Below are 25893 nucleotides of genomic sequence, written 5' to 3'. Positions count from 1 at the left end.
GGGTCTCCTGCGCGGTCAAAAGGTCGGTCCCTCGCCGGGGCCCGGCGTGTTGCTCGGACCGCCGTGCGGCGGCAGGCCGGGGCCGGCCGCGTCCCCGCCCAGCGACGACGGCGGCGCACCCTCCGGACGCACCGGCACCGTGGTGCCCTCGACGCCGACGGGGGTCTGCTGCCCGCCGTCATGCCGCGAGCGGCGCTCGGAGGGGGAGAGGACGGGCGGGATGTCCTGCGGGAGCCGGTCGTCCGAGGCCAGCCACACGCCGCGCTCGGGCCGCTTGCGCACGTCCGCGAAGATGGCGGCGATGGCCTCCTGGGTGAGCGTCTCCTTCTCCAGCAGCTCGTAGGCCAGCCGGTCCAGGACGTCCCGGTTCTCCGTGAGCACCCAGTGGGCCTCGGCGTGGGCCTGGTCCAGCAGGGTGCGGACCTCGGCGTCCACCAGGTACGCCAGCTCCTCGGAGTACTCGCGGGAGGAGCCGCCGGCGGCGCCGCCCACGAAGGGCTCGGAGCTGCCGCCGCCGAGCTTGACGGCGCCCACCTTGGCGGACATGCCGTACTCGGTGACCATCTTGCGGGCCGTGTCCGTGGCCTTCTGGATGTCGTTCGCGGCGCCCGTGGACGGGTCCTTGAACACGATCTCCTCCGCCACGCGCCCGCCCATCGCGTACGCGAGCTGGTCCAGGAGCTCGTTGCGGGTGACGGAGTACTTGTCGTCCTCCGGGACCACCATCGTGTAGCCCAGGGCGCGGCCGCGGGGCAGGATCGTGATCTTGGTGACCGGGGCGGAGTTGCGCAGCCCGGCCGCGACGAGCGCGTGGCCGCCCTCGTGGTAGGCGGTGACCTTGCGCTCGTGCTCGTTCATCAGGCGGGTGCGCTTCTGCGGGCCGGCCATCACGCGGTCCACGGCCTCGTCCAGGGCGTGGTTGTCGATCACATTGTTGTTCGAGCGCGCCGTGAGCAGCGCGGCCTCGTTGATCACGTTGGCCAGGTCCGCACCCGTGTAGCCGGGGGTGCGCTTGGCCAGGGAGCGCAGGTCCACGTCCAGGGCGATCGGCTTGCCCTGCGCGTGCACCTCGAGGATCTTGGCGCGGCCCTCGAGGTCCGGGGCGTCCACGGGGATCTGGCGGTCGAAGCGGCCCGGGCGCAGCAGCGCCGGGTCCAGGACGTCCGGGCGGTTGGTCGCGGCGATCATGATGACGTTCGTCGAGGCGTCGAAGCCGTCCATCTCCACGAGCATCTGGTTCAGGGTCTGCTCACGCTCGTCGTTGCCGCCGCCGATGCCTGCGCCGCGGTGCCGGCCGACGGCGTCGATCTCGTCCACGAAGATGATGGCGGGGGCGTTGGACTTGGCCTGCTCGAAGAGGTCGCGCACGCGCGAGGCGCCGACGCCCACGAACATCTCCACGAAGTCCGAGCCGGAGATCGAGTAGAACGGCACGCCGGCCTCACCGGCCACGGCCTTGGCGAGGAGGGTCTTGCCCGTGCCGGGCGGGCCGTAGAGCAGCACGCCCTTGGGGATCTTGGCGCCCACGGCGCGGAAGCGGTCCGGCACGGTGAGGAACTCCTTGATCTCCTGGAGCTCCTCCACGGCCTCGTCCGCGCCCGCGACGTCCTTGAACAGCACGTCCGGGTTGTCCTTGTTGATCAGCTTGGCGCGGGACTTGCCGAACTGCATGACCTTGCCACCGCCGCCCTGCATGCGGGACATCAGGAACCAGAACAGCAGTGCGATGAGCAGGAACGGAACCATGAAGCCGAGCAGCGAGAGGAACCAGTTGCTCCGCACCGGCTCGTCCGTGTAGCCGTCCAGGGCCGAGTCGTCCACCGCGGTGACCACGTCCGTGGCGCGCGCGGTGGCGAAGTAGAAGTAGACCTCCTTGCCGAGGTCCCGGTCGTCCTGCTTGTAGGGCTCACGCAGGGTGAGGTCCACGCGCTGGTCCCCGTCCACCACGCGGGCCTGCGCGGCCTTGTCGTCCTTCAGCAGGGCCATGCCCACGTTGGTGTCCACCATGGTGCGGCCGCTCTGTGACGTGGTCAGCGGGATCGCGACGGCGAGGACCAGCAGGCCCAGCAGGATCCAGACGTAGGGCTTGTTGAACAGCTTCTTCACGGTCCGAGTGTCTCCTGGTCTGCCGCGGGGGCCGGGCTCCCCGGGGCGGCCGCCGTGCAGCCGGGGCCGGCGCAGGGCCGACGTCGCGCCCGGGTCAAGCCTCCACGGTACCGGCCCCGCCCGGGTGTCCGCTGACTGTTCGCGTCAGGTGGACAGGGCGCGGGCGGTCAGCCGGCGCCGACGTCGGCCAGCACCGTCCTGGCACCCACCGGGAATGCGAGGGGTCGGAATGGCGCGTGGATCGCACCTCAGAGCGACCGCTCGCGTGACAGGTCGCCGGCGCTGCGGCCACGCCCCTGCGTCCCCGCCTGCACAGACCCCCGCGCACCCGAACTCCTCCCCAGGCCGACGGCGGCCCAGGACGGCTGGCACCATGCGTCGCCCCACCCCGCTTCCCGCGTCCTTGCTGGACGGCCCCTTCACCGCCGCGCAGGCGAGGGCCGCCGGCATCGACCACAACCGGCTGCGTCGCTCCGACGTCGAACGCCTCGCCCGGGGCCTCTACCGCCGGCGTGAGGCCGCCCCGGCCGCCGTCGAGCGCCCCGCGGCCGGCTCCTCCCCCTACCGGTGGAGCACCCCGCTCTCGGCCACCCAACACGAGCTCCTGCTGCGACTCGCCCGGCACCGCGCCACCACGGTGGTGTCGCACCAGACCGCGGCCCGCGCCCGTGAGATCTGGCTGCCGGAGCGACTGGACGCGGGGGACGAGGTCCACGTGAGCCGCCCGCGGGACCGTGGCCGCCTCGCCCTCCCCGGCGTCACCTCCCACCGGACGGCGCTCCCGCCCGCGGACGTGGAGCGCGTGCGGATCGGCGGTCTGGCCTGGTACGTCACCGCCCCGCCCCGTCTCTGGGTCGACCTCGCGGCCCTGCTCGACGACGACGAGCTCGTCATCCTCGGCGACCATCTCGTCCGCCGGGCGGAACTGTCCGGCGGTCCCGACGCTGCCGAGCGGACCCGGGCGGCCCTGACCCAGGCGGCCGAGACCAGCCCGTCCGCGCACAACCGGCGACGACGGCTCCGCACCGCCGCCACGCTGGTCCGGGTGGGGGCGCACTCGCCGAAGGAGACGCGGCTCCGGCTCGCGCTGACGGCCGCCGGGCTCCCCGAGCCCGCACTGCAGCTCGAGGTCTGGGACCCGGAGTTCTCCCTGCACCACCCCGCGACGGCGGACCTGGGCTATCCGCAGGCGAGAGTGGCCCTGCACTACGACGGCGGCCACCACGGCGCGGATCGCCAGATCGACCGCGACGTGCAGCGCAACGCGGCCTTCGAGCGACGGGGCTACCGGAACATCACCGTGTCCTCCTCCGACGCTCGCCGCGGATTCACGCGCGTGATCGTGGAGGTGCGCCGTCACCTCGGGGACGCCGGCGGCCTGTCACGCAAGGAGTCGGAATGGGGCGGAGATCCGGCATCAGAGCGACACCACGCGTGACAGGTCGGCCACGCCGGGCCACGCCGGGCCCCCGGTCAGCTGTACACGTGCGGGGCGAGCGTGCCCACGAAGTCCAGGTTGCGGTACTTCTCCGCGTAGTCCAGGCCGTAGCCCACCACGAACTCGTTGGGGATGTCCCGCCCGACGTACTTCACGTCGATGTCCACCTTCATGGCCTCCGGCTTGCGCAGCAGGGTGCAGATCTCGACCGAGGCCGGGCCGCGGGACTCCAGGTTGGCCTTGAGCCAGGACAGGGTCAGGCCGGAGTCGATGATGTCCTCGACGATCAGGACGTGCCGGCCCGTGAGGTCCGCGTCGAGGTCCTTGAGGATGCGCACCACGCCGGAGGACTTGGTGCCGGAGCCGTAGGAGGAGACCGCCATGAAGTCCAGCTCCACGTGGGAGTGCAGGGCGCGGGTGAGGTCGGCGACCACCATCACGGCGCCCTTGAGCACGGCGACGATGAGCAGGTCCTTGTCCGCGTAGTCGCGGTCGATCTGGCGGGCCAGGTCCGTGATCGTGTCCTGCACGTCCTCGCGGGACATGAGGACGTGGGTGAGATCGTTCTGGACATCCTGTGCGTCCATGCGCCGCTCCTGGTGAGTGCTCGTGCGGGAATGCCGGGCCGGGCCGCAGTCAGGGACCGGGCAGGCAGGGGATGAGGTCCAGTCTGGCACACGCCCGATGCGCGGCCACCCCGCCGGGCAGCTCCACCGGACCGGCCGACGTGCACCCCGCGCGGGCGCCCGTCACGAGGGCGTCCACCGCGAGGATCCGTTCGCGGGGCGGGGCCTGCCCTCCCGCGGCGCGGGCGGCGCGCGCGATCACGCGGTGGCGCACGGCGGCGGGCAGCGCGGCCAGGGCGTCCAGATCCAGGGAGACGACGCGCGGGTCCCGGGCGGGCGGGTCGACGCGCAGCCGGGTGACCTCGGCGCCGGCCCATGCCTCGAGGGCCGCGGCGTCCTCGGCCGCGATGGCCGCGGTGCGCACCAGCCCGGCCCGCACGCCGGGGCCGAGGCCGGCGTCGGGGTCCTCGAGTGCGGGCAGCACGCGGGTGCGGACCCGCGAACGCAGCAGCGCGGGATCGCGGTTGTGCGGGTCCTCGAACCAGGTCAGCCCGGCCCAGCGGCAGATCGTCTCGGTGTCCGCCCGGGTCAGGCCCAGCAGCGGGCGGGCGACGGCGGCCCCGCCCGGCAGCGTCCCGCGCGCCGGGATCCCCGCGAGGGACCGCGTGCCGGAGCCGCGCGCGAGCCCGAGGAGGACCTGTTCCGCCTGGTCGTCGGCGGTGTGGGCGGTGAGGACGACGGCGGCGCGCCCCTGCCCCGCGTCCCGGGCGGCGGCGGCGAGGGCCTCCCGGCGGGCACGCCGGGCGTCGGCCTCGGGGCCGTCGCCGGTGCGGGCCACCTCGACCCGCGTGACGGTGACCGGGGTCAGACCGAGGATGCGGGCGACGTCGGCGGCGGCCGCTGCCACCGCGTCGCTGCCCGACTGCAGCCCGTGGTCCACCACGGCCGCGCCGATCGGGCCGAGCCGCGCACCGTCCCGGGTGCCCACGAGGACGGCGCAGGCCACGGCGAGCGCGAGGGAGTCGGCGCCGCCGGAGAGGGCGACGAGCCCGCGGGGGCGATTCCCCGCCCGGCCCGGCCCGGCATCCGCGCGACAGGACCCGTCGCCCGCGAGGGCCTCCCGCACCGCCGCGACGGCCCGGTGCAGGGGCTCGGGCCAGCGGGTGCGCGGCGGCCATGCGCCGACCGCGGGCAGGCCGCCGGCCCCGCCCGCCGGCGTCGGCCCCGGGTCCCGCGCCTCAGGCCTGGGCACGGATGCGCGCCACCCACGTCTCGGGGGCGTGGAGCTCGGCCTCGCTCGGCAGCAGCTCGGGGGCGTCCCAGACCACGTTGAACCCGGCCATGCCGAGCTGGGCCACGGCGGCGGCCACGAACCTCTGGCCGTCGCGGTACTGGGCCATCTTCGCGTCCATGCCCAGCACGCGGCGGAGCATGCGGTCCAGGGGCGAGCGGCGGTCGCCGCGCTCGTCGAAGCGGCGGCGGATGGTCTTGACGGAGGACACGACGGAGGAGTCGACGCCGTCCATCACCACGTTCGCGTGCCCCTCGAGCAGGGACATCACGGCCGTCAGCCGGGACAGGCGCTCCCGGTCCTCCTCGTCCTGGATCGCACCGAGCAGGCCCGGCGTGGGGCGGGCCGGGGCCGCGTCCTGCGCGTCGTGTCCGTCCCGCGCCCCAGTCCGGCCGGCGTCGGCCTCCCGACCCAGCGGGTTCGCCGCCGCGAGCGCGGTGCGCAGGCGCTCGGGCAGGGACTCGGCCTTGTCGAACAGGCCGACGGTGAGCGCCGTGATCTCGGCCCGCAGGTGCTCGCGCAGCCAGGGCGCGGCCGCGAACTGCACGCGGTGGGTCTGCTCGTGCAGGCACACCCAGAGGCGGAAGTCCGCCGGGTCCACGTTGATCTCCGCGCGCACCTGCGCGACGTTCGGGGCCACGAGCAGCAGGCGTCCGCCGGCGGGGCCGCCCGCCGTCCCCCCGGGGCCGGGCAGCGCGATGAACGGGTCGTACTGGCCGAGGATCCTCCCGGACATCCAGGCGAGGATCCCGCCCATCTCCAGGGCGGTGGCATGCCGGGTGACGCGGGTGGTGGCAGCGGCGTGCTCGCGGGGCCGGGTGTCCCGCAGATGCGCGAACGTGGGGTCCAGCAGCGTGGCGAAGGACTGGGTGGCGGCGCGCGACCAGGTGGGGCGGTCCACCACGAGCACCTGCGAGTCGCGCAGGTCCCGTGCCGCCTCGAGCCCGGTCAGGCGGTGGACGTGCGGCACGGCGGCCTCCGCGGCGGCGCGCAGGCCTTCTGCCTCGCGCGTCGCCTCGCGCGGCGTGAACCGGGGCCCGGCGGCGGCGAGGGACCGGGCGGTCCGTGCTGCGAAGGCCCAGTCCACCGGGTGGGCGACGGCGGGGCCCGGCTCGGCGGGGGCGCCCGGCTCGGCGTCCGCGGCGGCGCGGGGGCGGTCGGTCGCGTGGTCGTCGCTCATGGGCTCCATCAGATCACAGGCCCCGAACCTCGGATCAGAGCCCGGCGACGGCGCTGACGGCCTCGTCGACCGCCGCGCGCGCGGGCTCCAGCTTCCACTGCAGATCCGAGCAGATGATGCTGAACGCGAGGACCCGCCCGGACGTCGTGGTGACGGTGCCGGTGAGGGAGACCGTCTGGTCGAGCGTGCCGGTCTTCGCGGCCACGGCCTGCCGCGCAGGGGCATCCGGGAACCGGTCGCCGAGGGTGGAGTCCTCGCCGGGCCGCGGCAGGCCCTCCAGCACGGTGCCCAGGGCGGGCGTGCGGGCCACCCCGGCCACGACGCCGGCCAGCTGGCCCGCGCTGACGCGGTTGTCCGGGGACAGGCCCGAGGAGTCCACGAGCGCCATCCCGGCGGTGTCCACGCCGAGGTCCTCGGCGGTGGCCGTCAGCAGCTGCGTGGCGCCCTCGTGGGTGGCCGGCAGGTCCGTGGCGGGCGCGGCCGTGTGGGCCAGGGCCTCGACCACCTGGTTCTCCGAGTGGGCCAGCAGGTACGCGACCTGCTGGCCCACGGGTGCGGACTCCACGGCCGCGACGGGGGCGGCGGCGAGGACCGTGGCGCGCGGCACCTCGGTGGCCGGGAACGTGTCCCGCAGACCCACCTCGAGGTCGGCGCCGGAGGCGGCCACCGCGTCGTCGAGCGCGGCCTGGAAGGTGAGCGCGGCGAACTGCGCCGGGTCCTCGATGCGGTCCTCCCCGGTGCCAGGGGCCTCACGGCCGCCGTAGGTGGCCAACGGCTGCACCGGCGCGATGTTGCCGCTCTCCGGGATGTCCGACGTCCAGCGCGGGTTCAGGGCCGTGCGGTCCGCGAAGAGCCGCAGGTCCGTGCTGACCACCACCCGCCCGGTGACGCCGTCCTCGACCAGCCCGGCCACGGTCCGCTCCGCGAGGGTGCGCAGGCCCGCGCGTCCGGAGACGGCCTTCGAGTCCGAGGCGCCCGTGCCCAGCAGCACGTCGCCGCCGCCCACGAGCACCAGCTCGGTGGCCGCGCCGTCCGCGGTGGGCTGGGCCACCACGGTGGTCTGCAGGGTCGTCTCAGGACCCAGGGCGGAGACGATGGCCGCGGCGGCGAGCACCTTGAGCGAGGACGCGGGGGCCACGGGCTCGTCCGCGTCCCGCGCGTAGAGCACCTCGCCGGTGGCCAGGTCGCGGAACTCGGCGGAGACCGTGCCCGGGGACGTCTCCAGCCCCGGCTCGACGGCGGCCGCCACCTCGGCCGCGGTGGGGCCGGCGGACGGGGACGACGACGTCGGCGCGGCGGTCGAAGTCGAGGCGGACGCGCTCGACGGGGCCGTCGGCGCGGTCACGGGACCGCAGGCGACCAGGACGGCCGCGAGCGCGGCCAGGAGGACGGCGGGGAGCGAGCGGCTCCGGCGGTGTTCCGTGCGTCGATCCCGACGCCCAGCGCGCCCCGTGTCCACCTGTCCCATGCGTCCATCATGACGGACGCCCCCGGTAGGCTGACGGCAGCACCGCCGGGCGGCGCCGCGCCGCCCGGACACCCCACCCTCTGTGCGAAGGAGAGTCATGGCGCACGACGTCACCATCGAGATCCCCGCGGGCTCCCGCGTGAAGTACGAGTTCGACCACGAGACCGGCCGCCTGCGCCTGGACCGCGTGCTCTTCACCTCCATGCAGTACCCCACGCACTACGGCTACTTCGAGAACACCCTCGGCGAGGACGGCGACCCGCTGGACGCCCTCGTGTACCTGCCGGGCTTCGACCTGGTGCCGGGCTGCGTCGTCGAGGCCCGCCCGATCGGCGTGTTCAACATGACCGACGACGGCGGCGGCGACGCCAAGCTGCTGTGCGTCCCGGCGGACAAGCGCTACGACCACATCACCGAGCTCGAGCACGTGGAGGAGTCCCTCAAGCAGGAGATCGAGCACTTCTTCACCCGCTACAAGGACCTGGAGCCGGGCAAGTGGGTCAAGGCCGAGGGCTGGGAGGGCCGCGCGGCGGCCGAGGCCGAGCTCGAGGCCTCCATCCAGCGCTTCAACGCCGAGGGCGAGGAGTCCCCGACCGACGAGCCCCAGGGCCGCGCGGTGGACACCGAGGAGGCGCAGCCGGCCACCGAGGAGGGCGAGGCGACGGACGAGCCCCAGGGCCGCTGATCCCCGCACCGCCCACGCGCGCGACGCCGGCCGCTCACCCCTCGGGGTGGGCGGCCGGCGTCGTCTGCGGGCTGGCAGAATCGACGACCATGTTCGTGCTCACCATCAACCAGCGGGACACCCTCGACGCCGGCGACCGCGTGGACACGTTCCTGCGCGCCCTCCAGGACGTGCCGGGGCTCGGCGACGCCGTCGTGCTCCCGTTCCAGCGCGCCGTGGGCGACGAGCTGATCGGCGCCGTCGAGGACCCGCGCGTCGCCGTGGACGTGGCGCTGCGCGCCCTGCGGCAGCGCCGCTGGAACGTGGGGGTCGGCGTCGGGACGGTGACGCACGCGGACGGTGCGGCGGGCGCGCCCGCCTCCGGGGACCTGCACGACGCCGGCGGGCCCGGTCTCGCGGCGGCGCGGCGGGCCGTGGAGGCGGCGGCCGTGTCCACCGCGCGGATCCCGTTGGCCGTGCGCGGCCGGGACGAGGAGGCGGCCGCCGAGGCCGAGGCCGTGCTGCGACTCGTCGGGCAGCTCGTGTGGTCCCGGACCGACGCCGAGTGGGCGGTGCTGGACCTGCTGGTGCCCGGCGTGCGCGGCCAGCAGAAGCCGGCGGCCGCCGCGCTCGGGATCACGGCGCAGGCCGTCTCGCAGGCGGTGCAGCGCTCCTACTGGAACGAGGAGCACGCCTGCCGCCCCGCCGCCGCGCGGCTGCTCACGCTGGCGGGGGGCTGACCCGGCGGCCCGGGCCGGTCGCGCCGCTCAGGCCGCGGCCGGCTCCTCGAGGAGCGAGCGCAGCACCGTGGCGAGCCCGTGCTCGTCCACGTGCCCGGTGACCTCGTCCGCGGCGGCCACGACCTCCTCCACGGCCTGGCCCATGGCCACGCCGCGGCCGGCCCAGCGCAGCATCTCGATGTCGTTGCGGCCGTCGCCCACGGCCACGGTGTCCTCGGGGGCCACCTTCAGCACGGTGCGCAGCGCCTCGAGCCCGGAGGCCTTGGTCACGCCCGCCGCGGCGACGTCGAGCCACGCCGTCCAGCCCACGGAGTAGGTCACGCCGGACAGGCCGATGCCCTCCACCGCGCGACCGAACTCCTCGGCGGAGGAGTCCGTGGAGAACACCACGAGGCGCACGGCCGTGGTGTCCATGAGCTCCTCGAACGTGACGCCCTCCGCGGCCACGCCGAAGGACATGTCCTGGAACCGCTCGGTGGAGCGGAAGGTGCCGTCCGGCAGCTCGAGCGCGTACTTGGCGCTGGGCAGGCGGTGGCGCAGCTGGGTCAGGACCGAGCGCGGGTCGAAGGTGCGCAGGTCCGTGACCTCGTAGCCCTCCTCCAGCTCGGGGTCCAGGCGCAGCGTGACGCCGCCGTTGGAGCACACCATGAAGCCGGCGCCGATCCCCAGGGAGCGGGCCACGGGCAGGGTGGCCGCGCGGGAGCGGCCCGTCGCGATGACCACGTGGTGCCCGGCGTCCAGCACGGCCCGCACGGCCGCGCGCACGGGCTCATGCAGATGGCCGTCATGGTCCACGATCGTTCCGTCCACGTCCAGGCACACGAGCTTCTTCGTCATGACCTCCACCCAACCACACGGCCCGGACACGACGGCGACGCGCGGGTGAACCGCAGGGGCGCCGCAGGGGCGCCGCGGGGCGGGCGGGCGAGGCGACCGGCGCCGCGGGGGACGACGTCGTCCGTTCAGACCAGCTCGAAGCGCTCCATCCCGCCGAGGTAGGGACGCAGCGCGGCGGGCACGGTGACCGAGCCGTCCGCGTTCTGGTGGTTCTCCAGGATCGCCACGATCCAGCGGGTGGTGGCCAGGGTGCCGTTGAGCGTGGCCACCATGCGGGTGCCGCCCTTGGAACCGTCCTCCGTGCGGACCCGCTCGCGGATGTTGAGACGGCGGGCCTGGAACGTGGTGCAGTTCGAGGTGGACGTCAGCTCGCGATAGGTGCCCTGCGTGGGGACCCAGGCCTCGCAGTCGAACTTGCGGGCGGCGGAGAGGCCGAGGTCGCCGGCGGCGATGTCGATCACGCGGTACGGCACCTCGATGGCGCCCAGCATCCGCTCCTCCCACGCCAGCAGGCGCTCGTGCTCCGCCTCCGCGTCCTCCTGTGCGGCGTAGATGAACATCTCCAGCTTGTTGAACTGGTGCACGCGGATGATGCCGCGGGTGTCCTTGCCCGCCGAGCCCGCCTCACGCCGGTAGCACGTGGACCAGCCCGCGTACCGGACGGGGGCGCTCACGTCCATGATCTCGTCCGCGTGGTAGCCGGCCAGGGCCACCTCGGAGGTGCCCACGAGATACAGGTCGTCGCGCTCCAGACGGTAGATCTCGTCGTCGTGCTCGACGTCGAAGCCGGTGCCCTGCATGGTCTCCGGGCGCACCAGGGTGGGCGGGATGACCGGCACGAAGCCGTTCTCCAGGGCCAGGTCCAGGCCCAGCTGCATCAGGGCGAGCTCGAGACGCGCGCCCACGCCCTTGAGGAAGCTGAACCGGGCGCCGGACACCTTCGCGCCGCGCTCCATGTCGATCGCCCCGAGCAGCTCGCCGAGCTCGAGGTGGTCGCGCGGCTCGAAGCCCTCGGCGGCGAAGTCGCGCGGGGTGCCGACCTCCTTGAGGACCACGAAGTCGTCCTCGCCGCCGGCCGGGACGCCGTCGACGATCAGGTTCGGGAAGGCGCGCTGCAGCTCCGCGAGGCGGGCCTCGGCCGCGCCGGCGGCCGACTCGGCCTCCTTCACGCGCGCGGCCAGGTCCTTCACCTCGGCCAGCAGGGCCTGCTTCTCCTCGCCCTTCGCCTGGGCGACGCGCTTGCCGAAGGCCTTCTGCTCCGCGCGCAGCTGCTCGAAGCCCGCGATGGACGAGCGGCGGGCCGCGTCCGCCTCGACCACGCGGTCCACGAGGGACGCGTCCTCCCCGCGCGCCTCCTGGGAGACGCGGTACTTCTCGGGCTGCTCGATGAGGTCCTTGACGTCGATCACGTGCGCCAGCCTAGCTGTAAGAGGTCATGACGTTGTTGACTCGGGCCGGGGCCAACGAGGCCGGAGGAGCGTCTCCGCAGGAGGTATGAGACCGATGGTAGTTGTAGTGGTTCACCCACACCGCCAGGGCCTCACGCCGAGCTTGCTCTGAGGTGTAGGGGCGGGCGTAGAGGACCTCATCGACCATCAGCCGGTTGTACCGCTCGACCTTCCCGTTATGGCGCGGGGTGTAGGGTCGGATCCGGTGATGCCGGCCCCCGAGCGAGACCACCTTCGCGGTGAAGTCCGCAGCCCGATAGTTGTTCCCGTTGTCCGTGATCACCCGGTCCACGGTGATGCCGTGGGCGGCGAAGAACGCCCGCGCCCGGCAGTAGAAGCTCACGGTCGTGGCCGCCCGCTCGTCCTCCAACGCCTCGGTGTAGGCCAGGCGGGTGTACCCGTCGATCGCCGAGTGCAGGTAGGTGTAGCCGACCCGCCGGCCAGGCCCGCGCTTGGAAGCACGGCCTGCTTCACTTTCACGTCCGTGGGTGCGCCAGCCGCCCCCGTCTGGGATCTTCCCGATCTTCTTCACATCCAGGTGCACCATGTGCCCCGGCCCTCTCGCGGTGATCTTCTGGGGTCGTTGGCGCAGGTCCTCACCTGTGGGCGCGAGGTCTGGCAACCGGGAGATGCCCAGCCGGTGCAGCCACCTGCCCACCGTTCGGAGGCACACCCGGTGGCCCTCGGAGACGAGGTGGTGATGGATCCGGCGGGCCGACCACTTGCACTCCCGGCGCAGGGTGAGGATCTGGGTGACCAGGGCCGGGTCGAGCTGGGCAGGTGAACGGCGCGGACGGCTGGGCCGGTCGAGCAGCCCGGCCTCGCCCTCGGCGCGGTAGCGGGCCACCCAGGTGGCCACCGTGGGCCGGCTCACCCGGAACTCGGCGGCCACGTGCGCCTGTGGGATCCCGTCGTGCAGGTGGCGGTGGACCATCCTGAGACGGCCGGTGGGGGTCAGGGGTGCGTTAGCGTGAGTCATGAGTGGGTCTTTTCGGGCAGGTGGGTTGTTGAGGAACTTCCATCCTGCGGGAGAGGCCCACTCGTCTCATCTCAGCCGGCGCCTCGTGGCAAGAACCTCATGACCCACAACACCTAGCGGGCGGGGCCGACGCCTAGACTCAGGGCATGACTCCCGAGTGGTGGATGGCGCTGGCCGCCCTGGTGCTCCTGGCCGTGCTGGCCGTCGTCGTGGTGGTGCTGGCGGTGCGCCAGGTCCGCCTCGGCGTGCAGCACCAACGGACGCGTCTCCTGGTGGACGCCCTCGACGCGCGGGTGGGCGGCGTGCAGCGCCGGCTGGAGGAGGTGCCCGGCATCGGCACGGGCCGCCACGAGGTCGCGCTGGTGCTGAACCCCATCAAGACGCACGCGGACCGGGTGCGGCGCGAGCTCGAGCGGCTCGCGGCGGCGGAGGGCCTCGGCGAGGTGCTCGTGCTCGAGACGCAGGAGGACGACCCCGGCACCGCCATGGCGCGGCAGGCCCTCGACGCCGGTGCCCGGCTCGTGATCGCCGCGGGCGGCGACGGCACGGTCCGCACCGTGGCCGAGCAGCTGGCCGGCACCGACGTCGCCCTCGGCGTGGTGCCGCTGGGCACCGGGAACCTGCTGGCCCGCAACCTGGACCTGCCGATCAACGACGTCGAGCAATGCCTGCGGATCGCCGTGGGGGGCCGGCAGCGACGCATCGACACCGTGGACGTCCGCTTCACGCACGAGGACGGGCGCGTCACCCGGCAGACCTTCACCGTGATCGGTGGCGCCGGCTACGACGCGGACATCATGGGCGACACCAAGGATGAGCTGAAGGATCTGGCCGGCTGGCTGGCCTACAGCGAGGCCGGCATACGGCACCTGCGCGGCAAGCGGCACGAGGTGACCGTGGCCCTCGACGGCGGTCAGCCCCGCCGGTTCAAGGTGCGCACCGTGATGGTGGCCAACTGCGGGATGCTCACGGGCGGCGTCGAGCTGCTGCCCCAGGCCAAGCTCGACGACGGCCTCCTCGACGTCATGGTCCTCTCGCCCCGGCACGCGCTCGACTGGGCGCGGATCGCCGTGAAGACCGTGACCCGGTCTCGCAGCTCCATCCCCGTGATGCACACGGAGCAGGCGCAGCGCGTGAAGGTGGAGTTCGCCGAGCCGATGCCCTCCCAGCTCGACGGCGACGCCACCGGGGTCATCACCGCCCTCGACGCCCGCGTGCAGCCGGACTCGCTCGTCGTGATGCTCGTGGCCGAGGACGACGCCTCCGTCCGCGACGACGGCGTCTCCGCCGCCGCCCCCGTCCCGGAACCGGCCCCGCACATCTGACCCCGCACATCTGACCCCCCCCGTCCCCGCTTTCGTTCGGGAAACGGCGGCTTCCCCAGCGCTTTCGTTCGGGAAACGGGCGCCGGGGCGACGCGCGGACGGGAAGCACGACGACGGCCCGTCGTCGTGGTGATCGTCCCGTTTCGGCCACGAAAGGGGCCTAGGAACCTCCCGTTTCGTCAACGAAAGTCCCTCGGGGGCCGCCGTTTCCCGAACGAAAGTGCTGCACCGCCTCAGCGGGAGCGGAGGGACTCCACCCAGGCGCGGCCGGAGCGATACGCGGCGTCGGTGAACTCGGCCGGCACCCTCGTGGGCACGGGCTCGGCCTGCGCGTACGAGCCCAGGAACCGCAGGTCGGGGTACTCCCGGTACAGGGCCGCGAGCGCATCACCCACGCGGGCCTCCGCCAGGTGCCCCTCGAGGTCGAGGGAGAAGAAGTACCGCCCGATGCCCTCGCCGGTCGGCCGGGACTCGATGCGGGAGAGGTTCACCCCGCGCGTGGTGAACTCGGCCAGGATCTGCCCGAGGGCGCCGGGCCGGTCCTCCGGCAGCGGCACCACCAGCGTGGTCTTGTCCGCTCCCGTGGGCGCGGGCAGGGCCGTCGGCCGGGAGAGCAGCACGAAGCGCGTCACGGCGCCCGGCACGTCCTCGATCCGCTCGGCGAGCACCGGCAACCCGGTCTGCTCGGCCACGAGCGGGGCGCACACGGCGGCGTCGAAGTCGCCCTGGGCCACGAGGCCGGCCCCGGCCGCCGTCGACGGGGCGGGCGTGAAATCCACACCCGGCAGCGCCGTCTCGGCCCAGCCGCGCACCTGCGCCCAGGCGTGGGGGTGCGTGGTCACGCGCCGCACGTCCTCCATCGCGACGCCGGGCCGGCCCACGAGCACGAAGCTGATGGGCACGTGCACCTCCGCGAGGATCTGCAGCGTCTCCCCGAGGGCGATCTCGTCCACGGTGGCGGAGACGCCGCCCTCCACCGAGTTCTCGATGGGGACGACGGCGCGGTCCACCTCCCCCCTGCGCAGCGCCGCCACGGCGCTCAGCACGGAGCCCGCAGACACGAACTCGGCCTCGGCCGGGTCCGCCACCTTGCGCAGGGCGGCCTCGGTGAAGGTGCCGGCCGGGCCGAGGAAGGCGTAGCGCAGGCGCGACGGCGTCGCGTCAGCGGAGCCCGTCCCCGTCACTTGACGGTGGGCTCGGCGTCGCCGTCGGCCTCCATCGGCTTGCCGGCCTCGAGCCACGCGCCGGAGCCGCCGGCCACGTTGATGGCCGAGTAGCCGCGGCCGGTCATGAACTCGGCGGCGCGGGCGGAGCGGCCGCCGGTGCGGCAGATCAGGTAGTAGTCCGTGTCCGGGTCCAGCTCCTCGAGCCGGTCCGGCAGCTGGCCCAGCGGGATGTGCTGGGCGCCGGCGGCGCGGCCCAGGGCCCACTCGTCGTCCTCGCGGACGTCCAGGATGGTTGCATCGGCGGGGATCTCGTTCACATCGACGGTCTCGAAGGCGCTCATGGCTTCAGCGTAGCCACCCGCCCGGACGTCCCAGGAAGGCCCCGCCGTCCATGACCCGGGCCACGCCCGTTAGGCTCGGCCGCATGCAGACCTCCGACGCCGCACCCGCCGCCGACGACGACGACCGCACCCCCTCTGCCCCCGGCCCAGCCCGGCTCCTGGACCGCTCGGCCGTGCGCCTGCGGGAGGACCTCGCCGCCGGGGAGCTGAGCGCCCGGGAGGTCACGGAGGCCGCCCTCGCCGCGGCCCAGGCCCACGCGGACCTCGGCGCGTTCGCCCTCCTCGACGCCGAGGGGGCCCGGACCCGTGCGGCCGAGCTGGACGCGGCCCACCCGCGCGTCGCGCCCCGGGCCGTGCCCGGTCCGCACACGGCGTACAAGGACCTGATCGACGTGCGCGGGATGCCCACGCGGTTCGGCTCCGCCCTGCTGGCCGACGCGCCGCCGGCCGCGCAGGACGACCCGCTCGCGCTCCGCCTGCGCGGGGCCGGCACCGTCACCCTCGGCAAGACGACCGTGCCCGAGTTCGGCCTGGACTCCTACTCGGAGAACCTCGTCACGGCGCCGGCCCGCAACCCCCTGGACCCCACCCGCACCGCGGGTGGCTCCTCGGGTGGGGCCGCGGCCGCCGTCGCCGCGGGGATCCTGCCGTTCGCCCCGGGCTCGGACGGGGGCGGGTCCATCCGCATCCCCGCCGCGGCGTGCGGGCTCGTGGGCCTCAAGCCCGGTCGCGGGGAGCTGCCGATGGACGAGCACGCGGACACGGTCCGCAACCTCACGGTGTCGGGCCCGCTGGCCCACACGGTCGAGGACGCCGCCCTGCTCTACGACGTGATGCTCACCCCCGAGGGCCTGCCCGGCCGGGTGCTGTCGGACCTGCGCCGCACCGTGGAGACCGCCCGGGCCGGGGACGCCGTCGACGTCCGCCGGATCGGCGTCACCACGGCCTCGCCGTTCGCCCCCGACCTGGAGATCTCCCTGGCCCGGCCCGCCGTCACCGCCCTGACGAAGGCCGCCGCCGCCCTGGACGCGGGCGGTCACGCGGTCGAGGACCTCTCCCCCTACTACGGCGAGGACTATCACCGGGACTTCCGCACGGTGTGGACCGCCGGGCTGCTCCGGGCGCCGCTGCCGGAGGACGCCGAGGCGCACGTGGGCGCGGTGGCCGCGCACTTCCTGCGCACGGCCCGGGCCGCAGGGCGCGCCGAGATCGACGACGCCGCCCACCGGCTCGAGGAGTGGTCACGCGGGGTGCGGGCGCAGTTCGCCGCCGTCGACGTGGTGATGACCCCGGTGCTGGCCACCGCGCCCCCGCCGGTCGGCCACTTCCTGGCGATGGAGCCCGAGGCCAACTACGAGGCGCAGTGCGCGTTCACGCCCTACACCTCGATGGTCAACGTGCTCGGCCTGCCCGCGGTCGCGGTGCCCGTGCTCCGGGACGAGCGGGGCCTGAACTGGTCCGTCCAGCTCATCGGCCGGCCCGGCACGTCTGCACCCCTGCTCGCCCTGGCCGCGCATCTCGAGCTGCTGCTGGCCGGCTGAGCCGGCCGGTCAGGTCGAGGTGTAGTCGCCCAGGGACATGCCGGCGATCACCAGGATCACGAGGAACACGACGGCGAGCAGCAGCAGGGCGAGGGACACGTAGTTCATCACGAGGCCGGCGATCGCCATGCCGCGGCCGTGGGGCTCGCGCTTGAGGCCGATGTGGCCGAGGATCACGCCCACGATCGGCGGGAGGAGGAACGTGAACCCGCCCACCACGGAGATGATGCCGAGGATCATGGATGCCACCGAGCGGCCGACGCCGTCGGTCTGGCCGGGCTGCAGTGGGGTCCCGTAGCCGTGGCCGGGCGTGCCCTGCCCGTAGCCGTAGGCGGGGACGGTGTTCGCGTCCTGGCCGTAGCCGTACGGCTGCCCGTAGGCGGGGCGGGTCTGCTCCTCCTGCTCGGCGTACGAGGGGGCCTGGTCCCAGGCGGCGCGGTCGGCGTCGCCGGGCCAGCCGGCGGCGGAGGAGCCGGTGCCGGAGGAGCCCGCACCGGCCTCGGACCCGTACCAGCTCGGCCGGGCGCCCTCGCGGCGCGGGTCGTGGGAGGCGTGGGGGTCGGTCATGACGGTCCTTCCGGTTCGGGGCGTCGCGGTCCGGTGCCGAGTCTAGGCGGTGCCCCCGGACCCGGCCCGGCCCCGCGCCCCTGCTCCCCGGCCGGCCTCACCCGGGCCGGCCCACCGCCTTGAGGTACCCGGAGAACCCGCCGGGGGTCCGCCCCTCCAGGCGGGACGAGGTGAGCACGCGGGTGGTGTCGGTGGCGATCACGCGCACCCGGCGGCCGTCACCGCCGTCGCGCTCCCCCGCCAGGGCCCGCACGGCCTCGGCCAGGCCGACGTCCTCGTGCTCGGCCACCGGCGGGAACCCGCCCACGGCCTCGTACAGCGACCACGGCAGTCCCAGGTTCGCCCCGTGCACGTGCGGGTGCCCCTCCTCGTGCCGGTAGCCGCGGAGCCAGGCCTGCCGCAGCGGCCCCTGGTGCACGTCCACCGTGCCCAGCACGAGCACCTCGTCGTGGCCGGCGGCCACGGTCTGCGCCAGCAGCCAGTCGGCGGGGACGCGGCTGTCCGCGTCGGTGGAGGCGAGCCAGAGGCGCTCGGCGGGCACGTCGGGGAACAGCGCGCGGGCCCGGCGGGCGCCCTCGAGGCGGGCCCGCCCGACGCCGGCCTGCCCGGCGGTCGGCTCCCCCAGTTCGAGGACGTGGATGCGCGGGTCGGCGGCGCGGGCCTCGAGGGCGGCGGCCACCGTGGCGTCGTCGCAGCGGTCCGCGGCGACCACGACCGCGGCCGTGCCCTGCGCGTGGTGCTCCTCCCAGCGGTCCAGGGCGGCGGTGAGGGCCGCGAGCGCGGCCGGCAGCCGCTCCTGCTCGTCCTTGGCGGGCACCACGACGACGGCGTGGGTCGCGGCGGCGGCCCGCACGTGGAGGCTGAGCCGGAAGTCGTCCTCCACGAGCTCGGTGCGCAGCCGCCAGCGCGGGTCGGCGGCGACGCGCGCGTGCACGGCGTCCCCGTCCAGCGGCCAGCCCTCGATGGGGTGGCGCCAGTGGCACAGCAGCAGCTCGCCGCCGGGGGCGAGCGCGGCGTCGGCATCGTCGATCAGCGCGTCGAGCTCCTCGGGCTGCAGGAAGTAGCCGATCTCAGAGGCGATCACGAGGTCCGCGCCGGCGACGTCGGCCGGCCAGTCCGCGGGCAGCACGGCTCGGCGCACCTCGGCGTGCGGCGCGCCGGACAGCCGGGCGGCGGCGCGCTCGACGGCGGTGGGGGACGCCTCGAGGCCGACCACGCGGTCCGCGCGCGCGGCCACGTCCGCGGTGAGCACGCCGATGGACGCGCCCGCCTCCACCACGGTCCCGTAGCGGGGCCGGGGCAGGGCGGCGAGGGTGAGCGCCCGCTTGCGGGCCTCGTACGACGAGCTGAGGTAGCGCCACGGGTCCTCCTGGGCCCGGTAGAGCCGGTCGAAGACGGCGGCGGCCCGGTGGGCGTCGGCGTCGTCGGGGCCGGAGACGCGGTGGGCCTCGAACGGGCGCTCGTGGTGGGCGAGCACGGCGGGGCCGAGGATCGCCTCGTCACCGGGCGCGTCGGAGAGGGGCCGGACCTGGGAGGCGTGCGCGTCGAGGGCGGCACGGCGGGCGGCCCGGTCGTCGTCGGTGAGCGGCAGCCGTCGGTAGCGGCGGGCGGGCAGGTCGGCCGGGTCGGCCCAGTGCCAGAACCAGATGGGGAAGGCGTAGAGCGGCAGGTCGCACTCGCCCGCGACCGCGCCGACGGCGCGGCCCACGGCCTCGTGGTCCGCGTGGCCGTCGCCGGGGTCGTGGGAGGCGAGCACGGCGGGGCCGGGGTGGGCGTCGAGGGCCGCGGCGACGGCGTCGCGCACGGCGTCCTCGTGCTCGGCCACGCCGGAGTCGGGCAGGGCCAGGGACGCCCACGTCAGCCGGTCCCGCGCCGGAGAGCCGGGGCCTGCGGAGGCGGGCAGGCCGGCGGCGAGGGCGTCGAGGGCGTGCTCCATCTCGTCCCGGCGCAGCCGGACCAGGTCCTCGGGCGTGTGCGTGGGCGAGTGCGGGTGGGAGGCCTCGCCGGCGGTGGCGACCAGCACGTGCACGCGTGCCCCGTCGCGCAGGGCGGAGCGGATCAGGCCGGTGGCGGCGAGGGTCTCGTCGTCCGGGTGCGCCACGGCCACGAGCAGCAGCGTCTGCGCGTCCCAGACGGGCAGGCGCAGCTCCGGCAGCTCGCCGACGCCGCCCTCGGCCCAGGCCGCCTCGGACGTGCCGTCGTCGGTGTGGGAGAAGCTCACCACGTCCAGCCGCCGTCGGTCTCGCCGGTCAGGAGCGCGGCGCCCAGCCGGGCGTCGTCGCGGTGTCCGTGGTGCTGGCGCAGGTAGACCTGCAGGTCGGCCACGGCGCGGGCGTGCGCGGCGCTGCCGGTGAGCGGGCCGGGGCCGGTGGCCTGCCCGACGACGTCCATCACCTCGGTGCACAGCTGTGCCACGGTGCCGCGGATCCGGTCGGCCTCGACCATGCCGCGGCCGTGGTCCAGGCGGCCGGCGTCCACGTCGTCGGCGGCACGGGCGAGCAGGGCGGCCATCGCGTGGAGCAGCCGGTCGACGCGGCCGAGCGCGGCCTGGCCGATCTGGTCCGGGCCCGGTCCGCGGCCCTCGGCCTCGGCGGCCGCGCGGGCGGCGGTGGCGTTCCGCAGGGTGCGGGCGATGCCGACGGCGCCGCCGAACCACACCGCCGCCACGCCGATGCCGCCCCACGCGAAGCCGGGCCGGCGCAGGTACCACTCGGCGCCGCCGACGGCGCTGCCGGGGACGGCGTCGAAGGCCAGGCCCACCGTGCGGATCGGGGCGAGGCCGAGCGCGGGCCAGGCCGAGTCGGTCTCGGCCACGCCGGGGTGGGACAGGTCCACGAGCACGGCGCGGCGGGTGCCGTCCGCCTCCCGGCCGGTCACGACGGCGGCCGCGCACCGGTCCGCGAGCGAGCACCACGGCTTCTCGCCGTCGAGCAGCCAGGCGGTGTCGGGGCCGTCCGGGGCGGGGCGCAGGGCCGGGGTGCGGCCGCCGGACTCGGAGGCGTAGACGCCGAGCAGCCCGGCCGGGGCGGGGACGCCGGCCTGGGACAGGATCGAGAGCGCGTCCAGATGGGGCTCGAGCACGCGGGCGGCCGAGAGGTCCTGCGCGGCGACGGAGGCGAGCAGCTCCCACTGCTCCCGGGTGCGCCCCGCGCCGGTCAGCGGCAGGTCGAGCGGGGCGGCGTCCTCGCCGGACGGGGCGCCGGACGCCGCACGGAGCAGCTCGACCATCGCATCGACGTCGCCGTCGCAGGCCGCGGCGGCCGCGAGGAGGGCCTGCTCGGCCGGGCGGTCCACGGCTCCACCCGGGACGAGACGGACGGGCTCGGGCTGGGCCATGGGTGGGGACCTCCTCGTCGACGGCGCCCGGGCCGGTGCGCCCCGGGGTCGAGGATTCACCGTAGTCAGCACGGGCACGGCGGGGAATGGCCGGTGCGCCGGGGGTGAAGCGGCCCGCTCTTTCTTGACATGTTCCAGAGAACCGGATGGGATCGACTGGCATGGAGACCACGACGCAGGACGAGGACGAGCGCACGCTGCTGCGCGGCGTCGGCCTGCGCGTGACCCGCCCCCGCCTGGCGGTGCTGACCGCCCTCGCCGACCACCCCCACGCGGACGCGTCCACCGTGCTGGCCGCCGTGCGTCGGGCCCTGCCCGGCACCTCGCACCAGGCCGTCTACGACTGCCTCCACGCGCTCACCGAGGCCGGGCTCGTGCGCTCCCTGCAGCCCGCCGGCTCCCCGGCCCGCTACGAGATCTGCACGGGCGACAACCACCACCACCTCGTGTGCCGCGGCTGCGGCACGGTCGTGGACGTGCCGTGCCGCACCGGTTCCGCCCCGTGCCTCGACGCCCCCGAGGACCACGGCTTTGCGGTCGACGAGGCCGAGGTCTACTACTGGGGGCTGTGCGCCGGCTGCCGGGAGTGACCGACGGCGTCGTCCCGGTGGGCCGCGCGTCTTCCCCCGTCCGCCCGCCCGTGCCAAGGTGTGGCACATGACCGAGAACACCGCCGCCCTGCCCGCCGCCGAGCGTCCCGGCACCCCCGCCCTGCCGCAGGACCTCATCGACGTCGACGCCCTCCTGGAGGCGTACCGCACCGGTCACCCGGACGTGACGGACCCGGCGCAGAAGGTCGTGTTCGGCACCTCCGGCCACCGCGGCTCCGCGTTCACGACCTCGTTCAACGACGACCACATCGCCGCCATCACGCAGGCCGTGGTCGAGTACCGCGCGCACCACGGGATCACGGGGCCGGTCCTCGTCGGCAGGGACACGCACGCCCTGTCCGGGCCCGCGCAGGACACCGCCGTCGAGGTGCTGCTGGGCAACGACGTCGAGGTGCTCGTCGACTCCCGCGGCGGCTACACGCCCACCCCCGCCGTCTCCCACGCGATCCTGCACCTGAACGCCGGGCGCGAGCTGTCGCCGTCGGGCTTCGCGGTGGACGGGGACAACGCCGGCCTCGTGGACGGCCTCGTGATCACCCCCTCGCACAACCCGCCCGCGGACGGCGGCTTCAAGTACAACCCACCCCACGGCGGCCCCGCGGACACCGAGGCGACCACGTGGATCGCCGACCGCGCCAACGAGCTGCTCGCCGCCGGGCTGGCGGGCGTGCACCGGGTGGCGAGCGCCGACGTCGCCGGCCACGCGAAGCTGGGCGGCTTCGACTTCCTGGACCGGTACGTGTCCGATCTGCCGCAGGTGATCGACGTGGAGGCGATCCGCGAGGCGGGCGTGCGCATCGGCGCCGACCCCATGGGCGGGGCGTCCGTGGCGTACTGGGGCGAGATCGCCGACCGCCACGGGCTGGATCTGACCGTGGTGAACCCGGAGGTGGACCCGCGGTTCGGGTTCATGACCCTGGACTGGGACGGCAAGATCCGCATGGACTGCTCGTCGCCGAACGCGATGGCCTCGCTGATCGAGCGGATGACCCCGGACGCGGACGGGCAGGCGCCCTTCGACGTCGCCACCGGCAACGACGCCGACGCGGACCGGCACGGGATCGTCACCCCCGACGGCGGGCTGATGAACCCGAACCACTACCTCGCCGTGGCCATCGACTACCTGTACCGCCACCGCGAGCAGTGGCCCCAGAGCGCGGGCGTGGGCAAGACCCTGGTGAGCTCCTCGATGATCGACCGCGTGGCCGGGGACCTGGGCCGCGAGCTCGTGGAGGTGCCGGTGGGCTTCAAGTGGTTCGTGCCGGGCCTGCTGACGGGCACCGGTGTGTTCGGCGGCGAGGAGTCCGCGGGCGCGTCCTTCGTGCAGTTCGACGGCAGCCCGTGGTCCACGGACAAGGACGGGCTGCTGCTGTGCCTGCTGGCCGCGGAGATCATCGCCGTGACGGGCCAGTCCCCGTCCGAGCGGTACCGCGACCTCGTGGCCCTGCACGGCGACCCGGCGTACGCGCGCATCGACGCCCCCGCGACCGCCGAGCAGAAGGCGAAGCTGAAGACCCTCTCCCCCGACGACGTCCCCGTGACCGAGCTGGCCGGCGAGACCATCCTCGCGACGCTGACCAACGCCCCGGGCAACGACGCCCCGATCGGCGGGCTCAAGGTGGTCACGCAGCACGCGTGGTTCGCGGCGCGGCCCTCCGGCACCGAGGACGTCTACAAGATCTACGCGGAGTCCTTCCGCGGCCCCGAGCACCTGACGCAGGTGCAGGCGGAGGCGCAGCGGCTGGTGGACGCGGTCATCGGCTGACCCTCACCCCCGCCCGCTTTCGTTCGGGAAACGGCGGCGTGTCGCACCGCTTTCGTTCGGGAAACGGCCGGGCGCGCGCGCCGTTTCCCGAACGAAAACGCCGTGGCGCCCGTCGGGGCGGCACCAGCGGCCGGAGGACGACGACGGCGCCCCGCCCTGCCGCCGCACAGGGCCGCTCGGTAGCGTGGCCGGCATGAGCACGCAGCCCCCCGGTCTGACCACCGACTCCCCCGACTCCCCCGCCGACGATCCGGTCCGCGAGCCGTTGCCCACCGAGGCCCTGCCGATCGCGCCGGCCGGGCCCCGACCCGAGGAGCCGCGGGCCGCCGTCGAGCGGCTGCGCGCCGCCGCCCGCTCCCGCGCCGCCCACCCGCGCGCGGTGCGGGTGCGCCAGCTCAAGGGCCTGAAGCGGATGCTGACCGAGCACGCGGACCGGTTCGTCGCGGCGCTCGGCACGGACCTGGGCAAGCCGGCCACCGAGGCGCTGATCACGGAGATCGTCTCGGTGCGCTCCGAGGTGGACCACGCGCTGCTGCACCTGACCGACTGGATGGAGCCGCGGCCCGTGAAGCTGCCGCTGGCCCTGCGGCCCGCGAGCGCGGAGGTCAGGCCGCGGCCCAAGGGTCTCGTGCTGGTCATCGGCGCGTGGAACTACCCGGTGCAGCTCGCGCTCGCCCCGGTCGTGGGTGCGCTGGCGGCCGGCAACACGGTGGTGCTCAGCCCGTCGGAGAAGGCCCCGGCCACGGCGGCGGCGCTGCGGGAGCTGGTGCCGCAGTACCTGGACTCCGCGCTGGTCTCCGTGGTGGCGGGCGGCAAGGAGTGCAACACCGCGCTGCTGGCGGAGCCGTGGGACCACATCCTCTACACCGGCGGGGAGCGCGTGGGCCGGATCGTCTACGAGGCGGCGGCGAAGACCCTCTCCCCCGTGACGCTCGAGCTGGGCGGCAAGTCGCCGGCGGTGGTGACGCCGTCGCGGAACACGGGAGCGATGGCCCGCCGCATCGCGTGGGCGAAGTTCACCAACGCGGGCCAGACGTGCGTGGCCCCGGACTACGTGCTGGCCGTCGGCGAGGCCGCGCTGCGCCAGGTGACCGCCGAGCTCCCCGCAGCCCTGCGCGAGTTCTACGGCGACGACCCCCGCGCGTCGAAGGACTACGGCCGCCTCATCTCCGCCGAGCACGCGGAGCGGCTGCGGGAGATGCTCCAGGCGGACCTCGACGCCGGCGCCGAGCTGCTCGTCGGCGGCGACGTGGACGTGGCGGGGCGCTACATGGCGCCGACCGTGGTGACGGGCGTCAAGCCGGACGGCGCGCTCATGCAGGAGGAGCTGTTCGGCCCGATCCTGCCCGTGCTGACCGTGGACACCTTCCAGGACGCCCTGGACTTCATCGCGGAGCGCCCGCACCCACTGGCCGCGTACCTGTTCACGGACCGGCCCAGCTACCACCGCGCGTTCGACGACCAGGTGCAGGCCGGTGGCCTCGGCTACGACGTCGGCCTGCTGCACGCCGGCATCGCGACGCTGCCGTTCGGCGGGATCGGCGCGTCCGGGATGGGCGCGTACCACGGCATCCACGGGTTCGAGACGTTCTCCCACCTGCGCCCGTCCATCACGAAGTCGGACCAGGTGGACACGCTCAAGACCGCCTACCCGCCGTACGGGCGGATGAAGCGGGCGCTGCTGCCGAAGATGCTCTGAGGGGCGGGGGTCAGCGCTGCGGCCAGAGTCCGCGGCGGGCGTAGACCTCGGCGAGGACGTCGGCGCGGTCGGTCATGATCCCGTCGACACCGAGGTCGAGCAGGCGCTCGATCTCCGCGGGCTCGTCCACGACCCACACGTGCACCGGCAGGCCCGCCGCGTGGCACCGCCGCACGAAGTCGGCGGTGGCCACGGGCACGCGGCCGTGCCGGACGGGCACCTGCACGCAGTCGACGTCGAGGGCGTACCGGCGCAGCCAGCGGGTCAGTCCCAGCGGGCCCAGCGTCACGAGCGCCGCGATGGCGGCCGCCCCGCCCGACGTCGCCACCCGCTCCGGCCCGTACGCCCGCTCGGGGTGGCCGAGGCGGGCGAGGGCGCGCCGGAAGAGGCGGCGCCGCGAGTCGTGGAACGAGGCGACGAGCACGCGGTCCCACGCGCCGTGCTCGGCGAGGATGCGGGCCAGGGCCGGGGCCGACGCGCGGTCCTTGAGGTCCACGTTGAGGCGCGCCTCGGGGAGCGCCGTGAGCAGTTCGGTGAAGCGCAGCAGCGGCTCCCCGCCGACCGTGACGTCCGCCAGCCGCTCCCACGTGTGGTCGTGCAGCCGGCCGCGGCCGGTGCTGACGCGGTCCAGGGTGTCGTCGTGGAAGACGACGAGCTCGCCGTCCGCCGTGGTGCGCACGTCCAGCTCGAGGTAGGTGAACCCGGCGGCGTGGGCGTCCACGAACGCGGCCAGGGAGTTCTCCCGGTCGACGGCGGCGCCCCGGTGCGCGAACCCCAGCGGGTGGCCGCGACGGGCGGGGACGGAGTCGGTGAGGTAGGCGGGGG

General features: G+C 75.0%; 22 protein-coding genes. 8 read left to right on the top strand and 14 right to left on the bottom strand.

The annotated features are described in order from the left end of the window. Positions 1 to 15: 15 nt before the first annotated feature. The gene (ftsH, locus tag J1M40_RS08835) at positions 16 to 2106 is read right to left on the bottom strand and encodes an ATP-dependent zinc metalloprotease FtsH (RefSeq protein ID WP_020625290.1); all 2091 of its coding nucleotides are present in this window, start codon (positions 2104 to 2106) and stop codon (positions 16 to 18) included. 373 nt (positions 2107 to 2479) lie between these two features. Between ftsH and J1M40_RS08830 the strand changes: the two genes are divergently transcribed. Next, positions 2480 to 3544: a type IV toxin-antitoxin system AbiEi family antitoxin domain-containing protein gene (locus J1M40_RS08830; RefSeq protein ID WP_036316222.1), complete on the top strand. Its 1065-nt coding sequence runs from the start codon at positions 2480 to 2482 to the stop codon at positions 3542 to 3544. Between the two features lie 35 nt (positions 3545 to 3579). Here the strand turns inward: J1M40_RS08830 and hpt are convergent, their stop codons facing one another. From hpt to dacB, 4 genes are read right to left on the bottom strand one after another with little or no spacing between them, the layout of a single operon-like run. Further along, entirely contained in the window at positions 3580 to 4131 is a 552-nt protein-coding gene (hpt, locus tag J1M40_RS08825) for a hypoxanthine phosphoribosyltransferase (protein ID WP_002858265.1), read from the bottom strand. A 49-nt stretch (positions 4132 to 4180) separates the two neighbouring features. After that, positions 4181 to 5362, bottom strand: a complete 1182-nt coding sequence (gene tilS / locus J1M40_RS08820) for a tRNA lysidine(34) synthetase TilS (RefSeq protein WP_102708240.1) — start codon at positions 5360 to 5362, stop codon at positions 4181 to 4183. Continuing rightward, positions 5349 to 6581 carry a zinc-dependent metalloprotease gene (locus tag J1M40_RS08815; RefSeq protein ID WP_069941983.1) on the bottom strand — a complete coding sequence of 411 codons (1233 nt, stop codon included), beginning with the start codon at positions 6579 to 6581 and terminating at the stop codon, positions 5349 to 5351. Before J1M40_RS08815 ends, tilS begins: the two co-directional genes overlap by 14 nt. Positions 6582 to 6615: 34 nt before the next feature. Then, entirely contained in the window at positions 6616 to 7926 is a 1311-nt protein-coding gene (gene dacB / locus J1M40_RS08810) for a D-alanyl-D-alanine carboxypeptidase/D-alanyl-D-alanine-endopeptidase (RefSeq protein WP_223247494.1), read from the bottom strand. A 220-nt stretch (positions 7927 to 8146) separates the two neighbouring features. Here dacB and J1M40_RS08805 point away from each other — a divergent pair, with 220 nt between their 5' ends. Both J1M40_RS08805 and J1M40_RS08800 read left to right on the top strand, forming a co-directional pair. Beyond that, positions 8147 to 8734: an inorganic diphosphatase gene (locus J1M40_RS08805; RefSeq protein WP_069941985.1), complete on the top strand. Its 588-nt coding sequence runs from the start codon at positions 8147 to 8149 to the stop codon at positions 8732 to 8734. Positions 8735 to 8823: 89 nt separating this feature from the next. Next, entirely contained in the window at positions 8824 to 9453 is a 630-nt protein-coding gene (locus J1M40_RS08800; protein WP_041104661.1) for a hypothetical protein, read from the top strand. A 27-nt stretch (positions 9454 to 9480) separates the two neighbouring features. Here the strand turns inward: J1M40_RS08800 and J1M40_RS08795 are convergent, their stop codons facing one another. The 3 genes from J1M40_RS08795 to J1M40_RS08785 all read right to left on the bottom strand — a co-directional run bounded on the left by J1M40_RS08795 (position 9481) and on the right by J1M40_RS08785 (position 12717). Continuing rightward, entirely contained in the window at positions 9481 to 10290 is an 810-nt protein-coding gene (locus tag J1M40_RS08795) for an HAD family hydrolase (protein ID WP_044659867.1), read from the bottom strand. A 125-nt stretch (positions 10291 to 10415) separates the two neighbouring features. Further along, positions 10416 to 11699: a serine--tRNA ligase gene (serS, locus tag J1M40_RS08790; RefSeq protein WP_036380800.1), complete on the bottom strand. Its 1284-nt coding sequence runs from the start codon at positions 11697 to 11699 to the stop codon at positions 10416 to 10418. 10 nt (positions 11700 to 11709) lie between these two features. Beyond that, the gene (locus J1M40_RS08785) at positions 11710 to 12717 is read right to left on the bottom strand and encodes an IS481 family transposase (protein WP_101967671.1); all 1008 of its coding nucleotides are present in this window, start codon (positions 12715 to 12717) and stop codon (positions 11710 to 11712) included. A gap of 146 nt (positions 12718 to 12863) precedes the next feature. On the opposite strand from J1M40_RS08785, the gene J1M40_RS08780 reads away from it, so the two are divergent. Further along, on the top strand, positions 12864 to 14042 hold the full coding sequence (locus J1M40_RS08780; RefSeq protein WP_041103508.1) for a diacylglycerol kinase family protein: 1179 nt from the start codon (positions 12864 to 12866) through the stop codon (positions 14040 to 14042). Between the two features lie 233 nt (positions 14043 to 14275). On the opposite strand, the gene pheA is transcribed toward J1M40_RS08780, so the two are convergent. Beyond that, entirely contained in the window at positions 14276 to 15226 is a 951-nt protein-coding gene (pheA, locus tag J1M40_RS08775; RefSeq protein WP_036316234.1) for a prephenate dehydratase, read from the bottom strand. Beyond that, entirely contained in the window at positions 15223 to 15549 is a 327-nt protein-coding gene (locus J1M40_RS08770; RefSeq protein WP_002858251.1) for a rhodanese-like domain-containing protein, read from the bottom strand. The genes pheA and J1M40_RS08770 overlap by 4 nt, the downstream gene beginning before the upstream one ends. 83 nt (positions 15550 to 15632) lie before the next feature. Here J1M40_RS08770 and J1M40_RS08765 point away from each other — a divergent pair, with 83 nt between their 5' ends. Continuing rightward, on the top strand, positions 15633 to 17090 hold the full coding sequence (locus tag J1M40_RS08765; RefSeq protein ID WP_206450714.1) for an amidase: 1458 nt from the start codon (positions 15633 to 15635) through the stop codon (positions 17088 to 17090). 9 nt (positions 17091 to 17099) lie between these two features. Here the strand turns inward: J1M40_RS08765 and J1M40_RS08760 are convergent, their stop codons facing one another. The 3 genes from J1M40_RS08760 to J1M40_RS08750 all read right to left on the bottom strand — a co-directional run bounded on the left by J1M40_RS08760 (position 17100) and on the right by J1M40_RS08750 (position 20993). Continuing rightward, positions 17100 to 17657, bottom strand: coding sequence for a DUF4190 domain-containing protein (locus J1M40_RS08760; protein ID WP_206450713.1), 558 nt, complete (start codon positions 17655 to 17657; stop codon positions 17100 to 17102). Between the two features lie 97 nt (positions 17658 to 17754). Continuing rightward, positions 17755 to 19878 (bottom strand): PIG-L family deacetylase, encoded by a 2124-nt coding sequence (locus J1M40_RS08755; protein ID WP_206450712.1) that lies wholly within the window; start codon positions 19876 to 19878, stop codon positions 17755 to 17757. Next, complete coding sequence (locus J1M40_RS08750) at positions 19875 to 20993, bottom strand: acyl-CoA hydrolase (protein ID WP_078026151.1); 1119 nt, start codon at positions 20991 to 20993, stop codon at positions 19875 to 19877. The genes J1M40_RS08755 and J1M40_RS08750 overlap by 4 nt, the downstream gene beginning before the upstream one ends. Positions 20994 to 21154: 161 nt before the next feature. Here J1M40_RS08750 and J1M40_RS08745 point away from each other — a divergent pair, with 161 nt between their 5' ends. The 3 genes from J1M40_RS08745 to J1M40_RS08735 all read left to right on the top strand — a co-directional run bounded on the left by J1M40_RS08745 (position 21155) and on the right by J1M40_RS08735 (position 25068). Further along, entirely contained in the window at positions 21155 to 21583 is a 429-nt protein-coding gene (locus tag J1M40_RS08745; protein ID WP_036337205.1) for a Fur family transcriptional regulator, read from the top strand. 67 nt (positions 21584 to 21650) lie between these two features. Continuing rightward, positions 21651 to 23369 carry a phosphoglucomutase (alpha-D-glucose-1,6-bisphosphate-dependent) gene (gene pgm / locus J1M40_RS08740; RefSeq protein ID WP_049144904.1) on the top strand — a complete coding sequence of 573 codons (1719 nt, stop codon included), beginning with the start codon at positions 21651 to 21653 and terminating at the stop codon, positions 23367 to 23369. Between the two features lie 193 nt (positions 23370 to 23562). Next, positions 23563 to 25068: an aldehyde dehydrogenase family protein gene (locus J1M40_RS08735; RefSeq protein ID WP_206450711.1), complete on the top strand. Its 1506-nt coding sequence runs from the start codon at positions 23563 to 23565 to the stop codon at positions 25066 to 25068. A 10-nt stretch (positions 25069 to 25078) separates the two neighbouring features. Here the strand turns inward: J1M40_RS08735 and J1M40_RS08730 are convergent. Then, positions 25079 to 25893, bottom strand: an 815-nt coding sequence (locus J1M40_RS08730) for a glycerophosphodiester phosphodiesterase (RefSeq protein WP_241252188.1), incomplete at its 5' end; no start/stop codon positions are given.

Origin of the sequence: Micrococcus sp. KRD026 (assembly GCF_017168445.1) — a bacterium.
Classification (GTDB): domain Bacteria; phylum Actinomycetota; class Actinomycetes; order Actinomycetales; family Micrococcaceae; genus Micrococcus; species Micrococcus luteus.
Note: the sequence above shows the minus strand (reverse complement) of the source record. Positions and strands in the feature narration are given on the sequence as shown.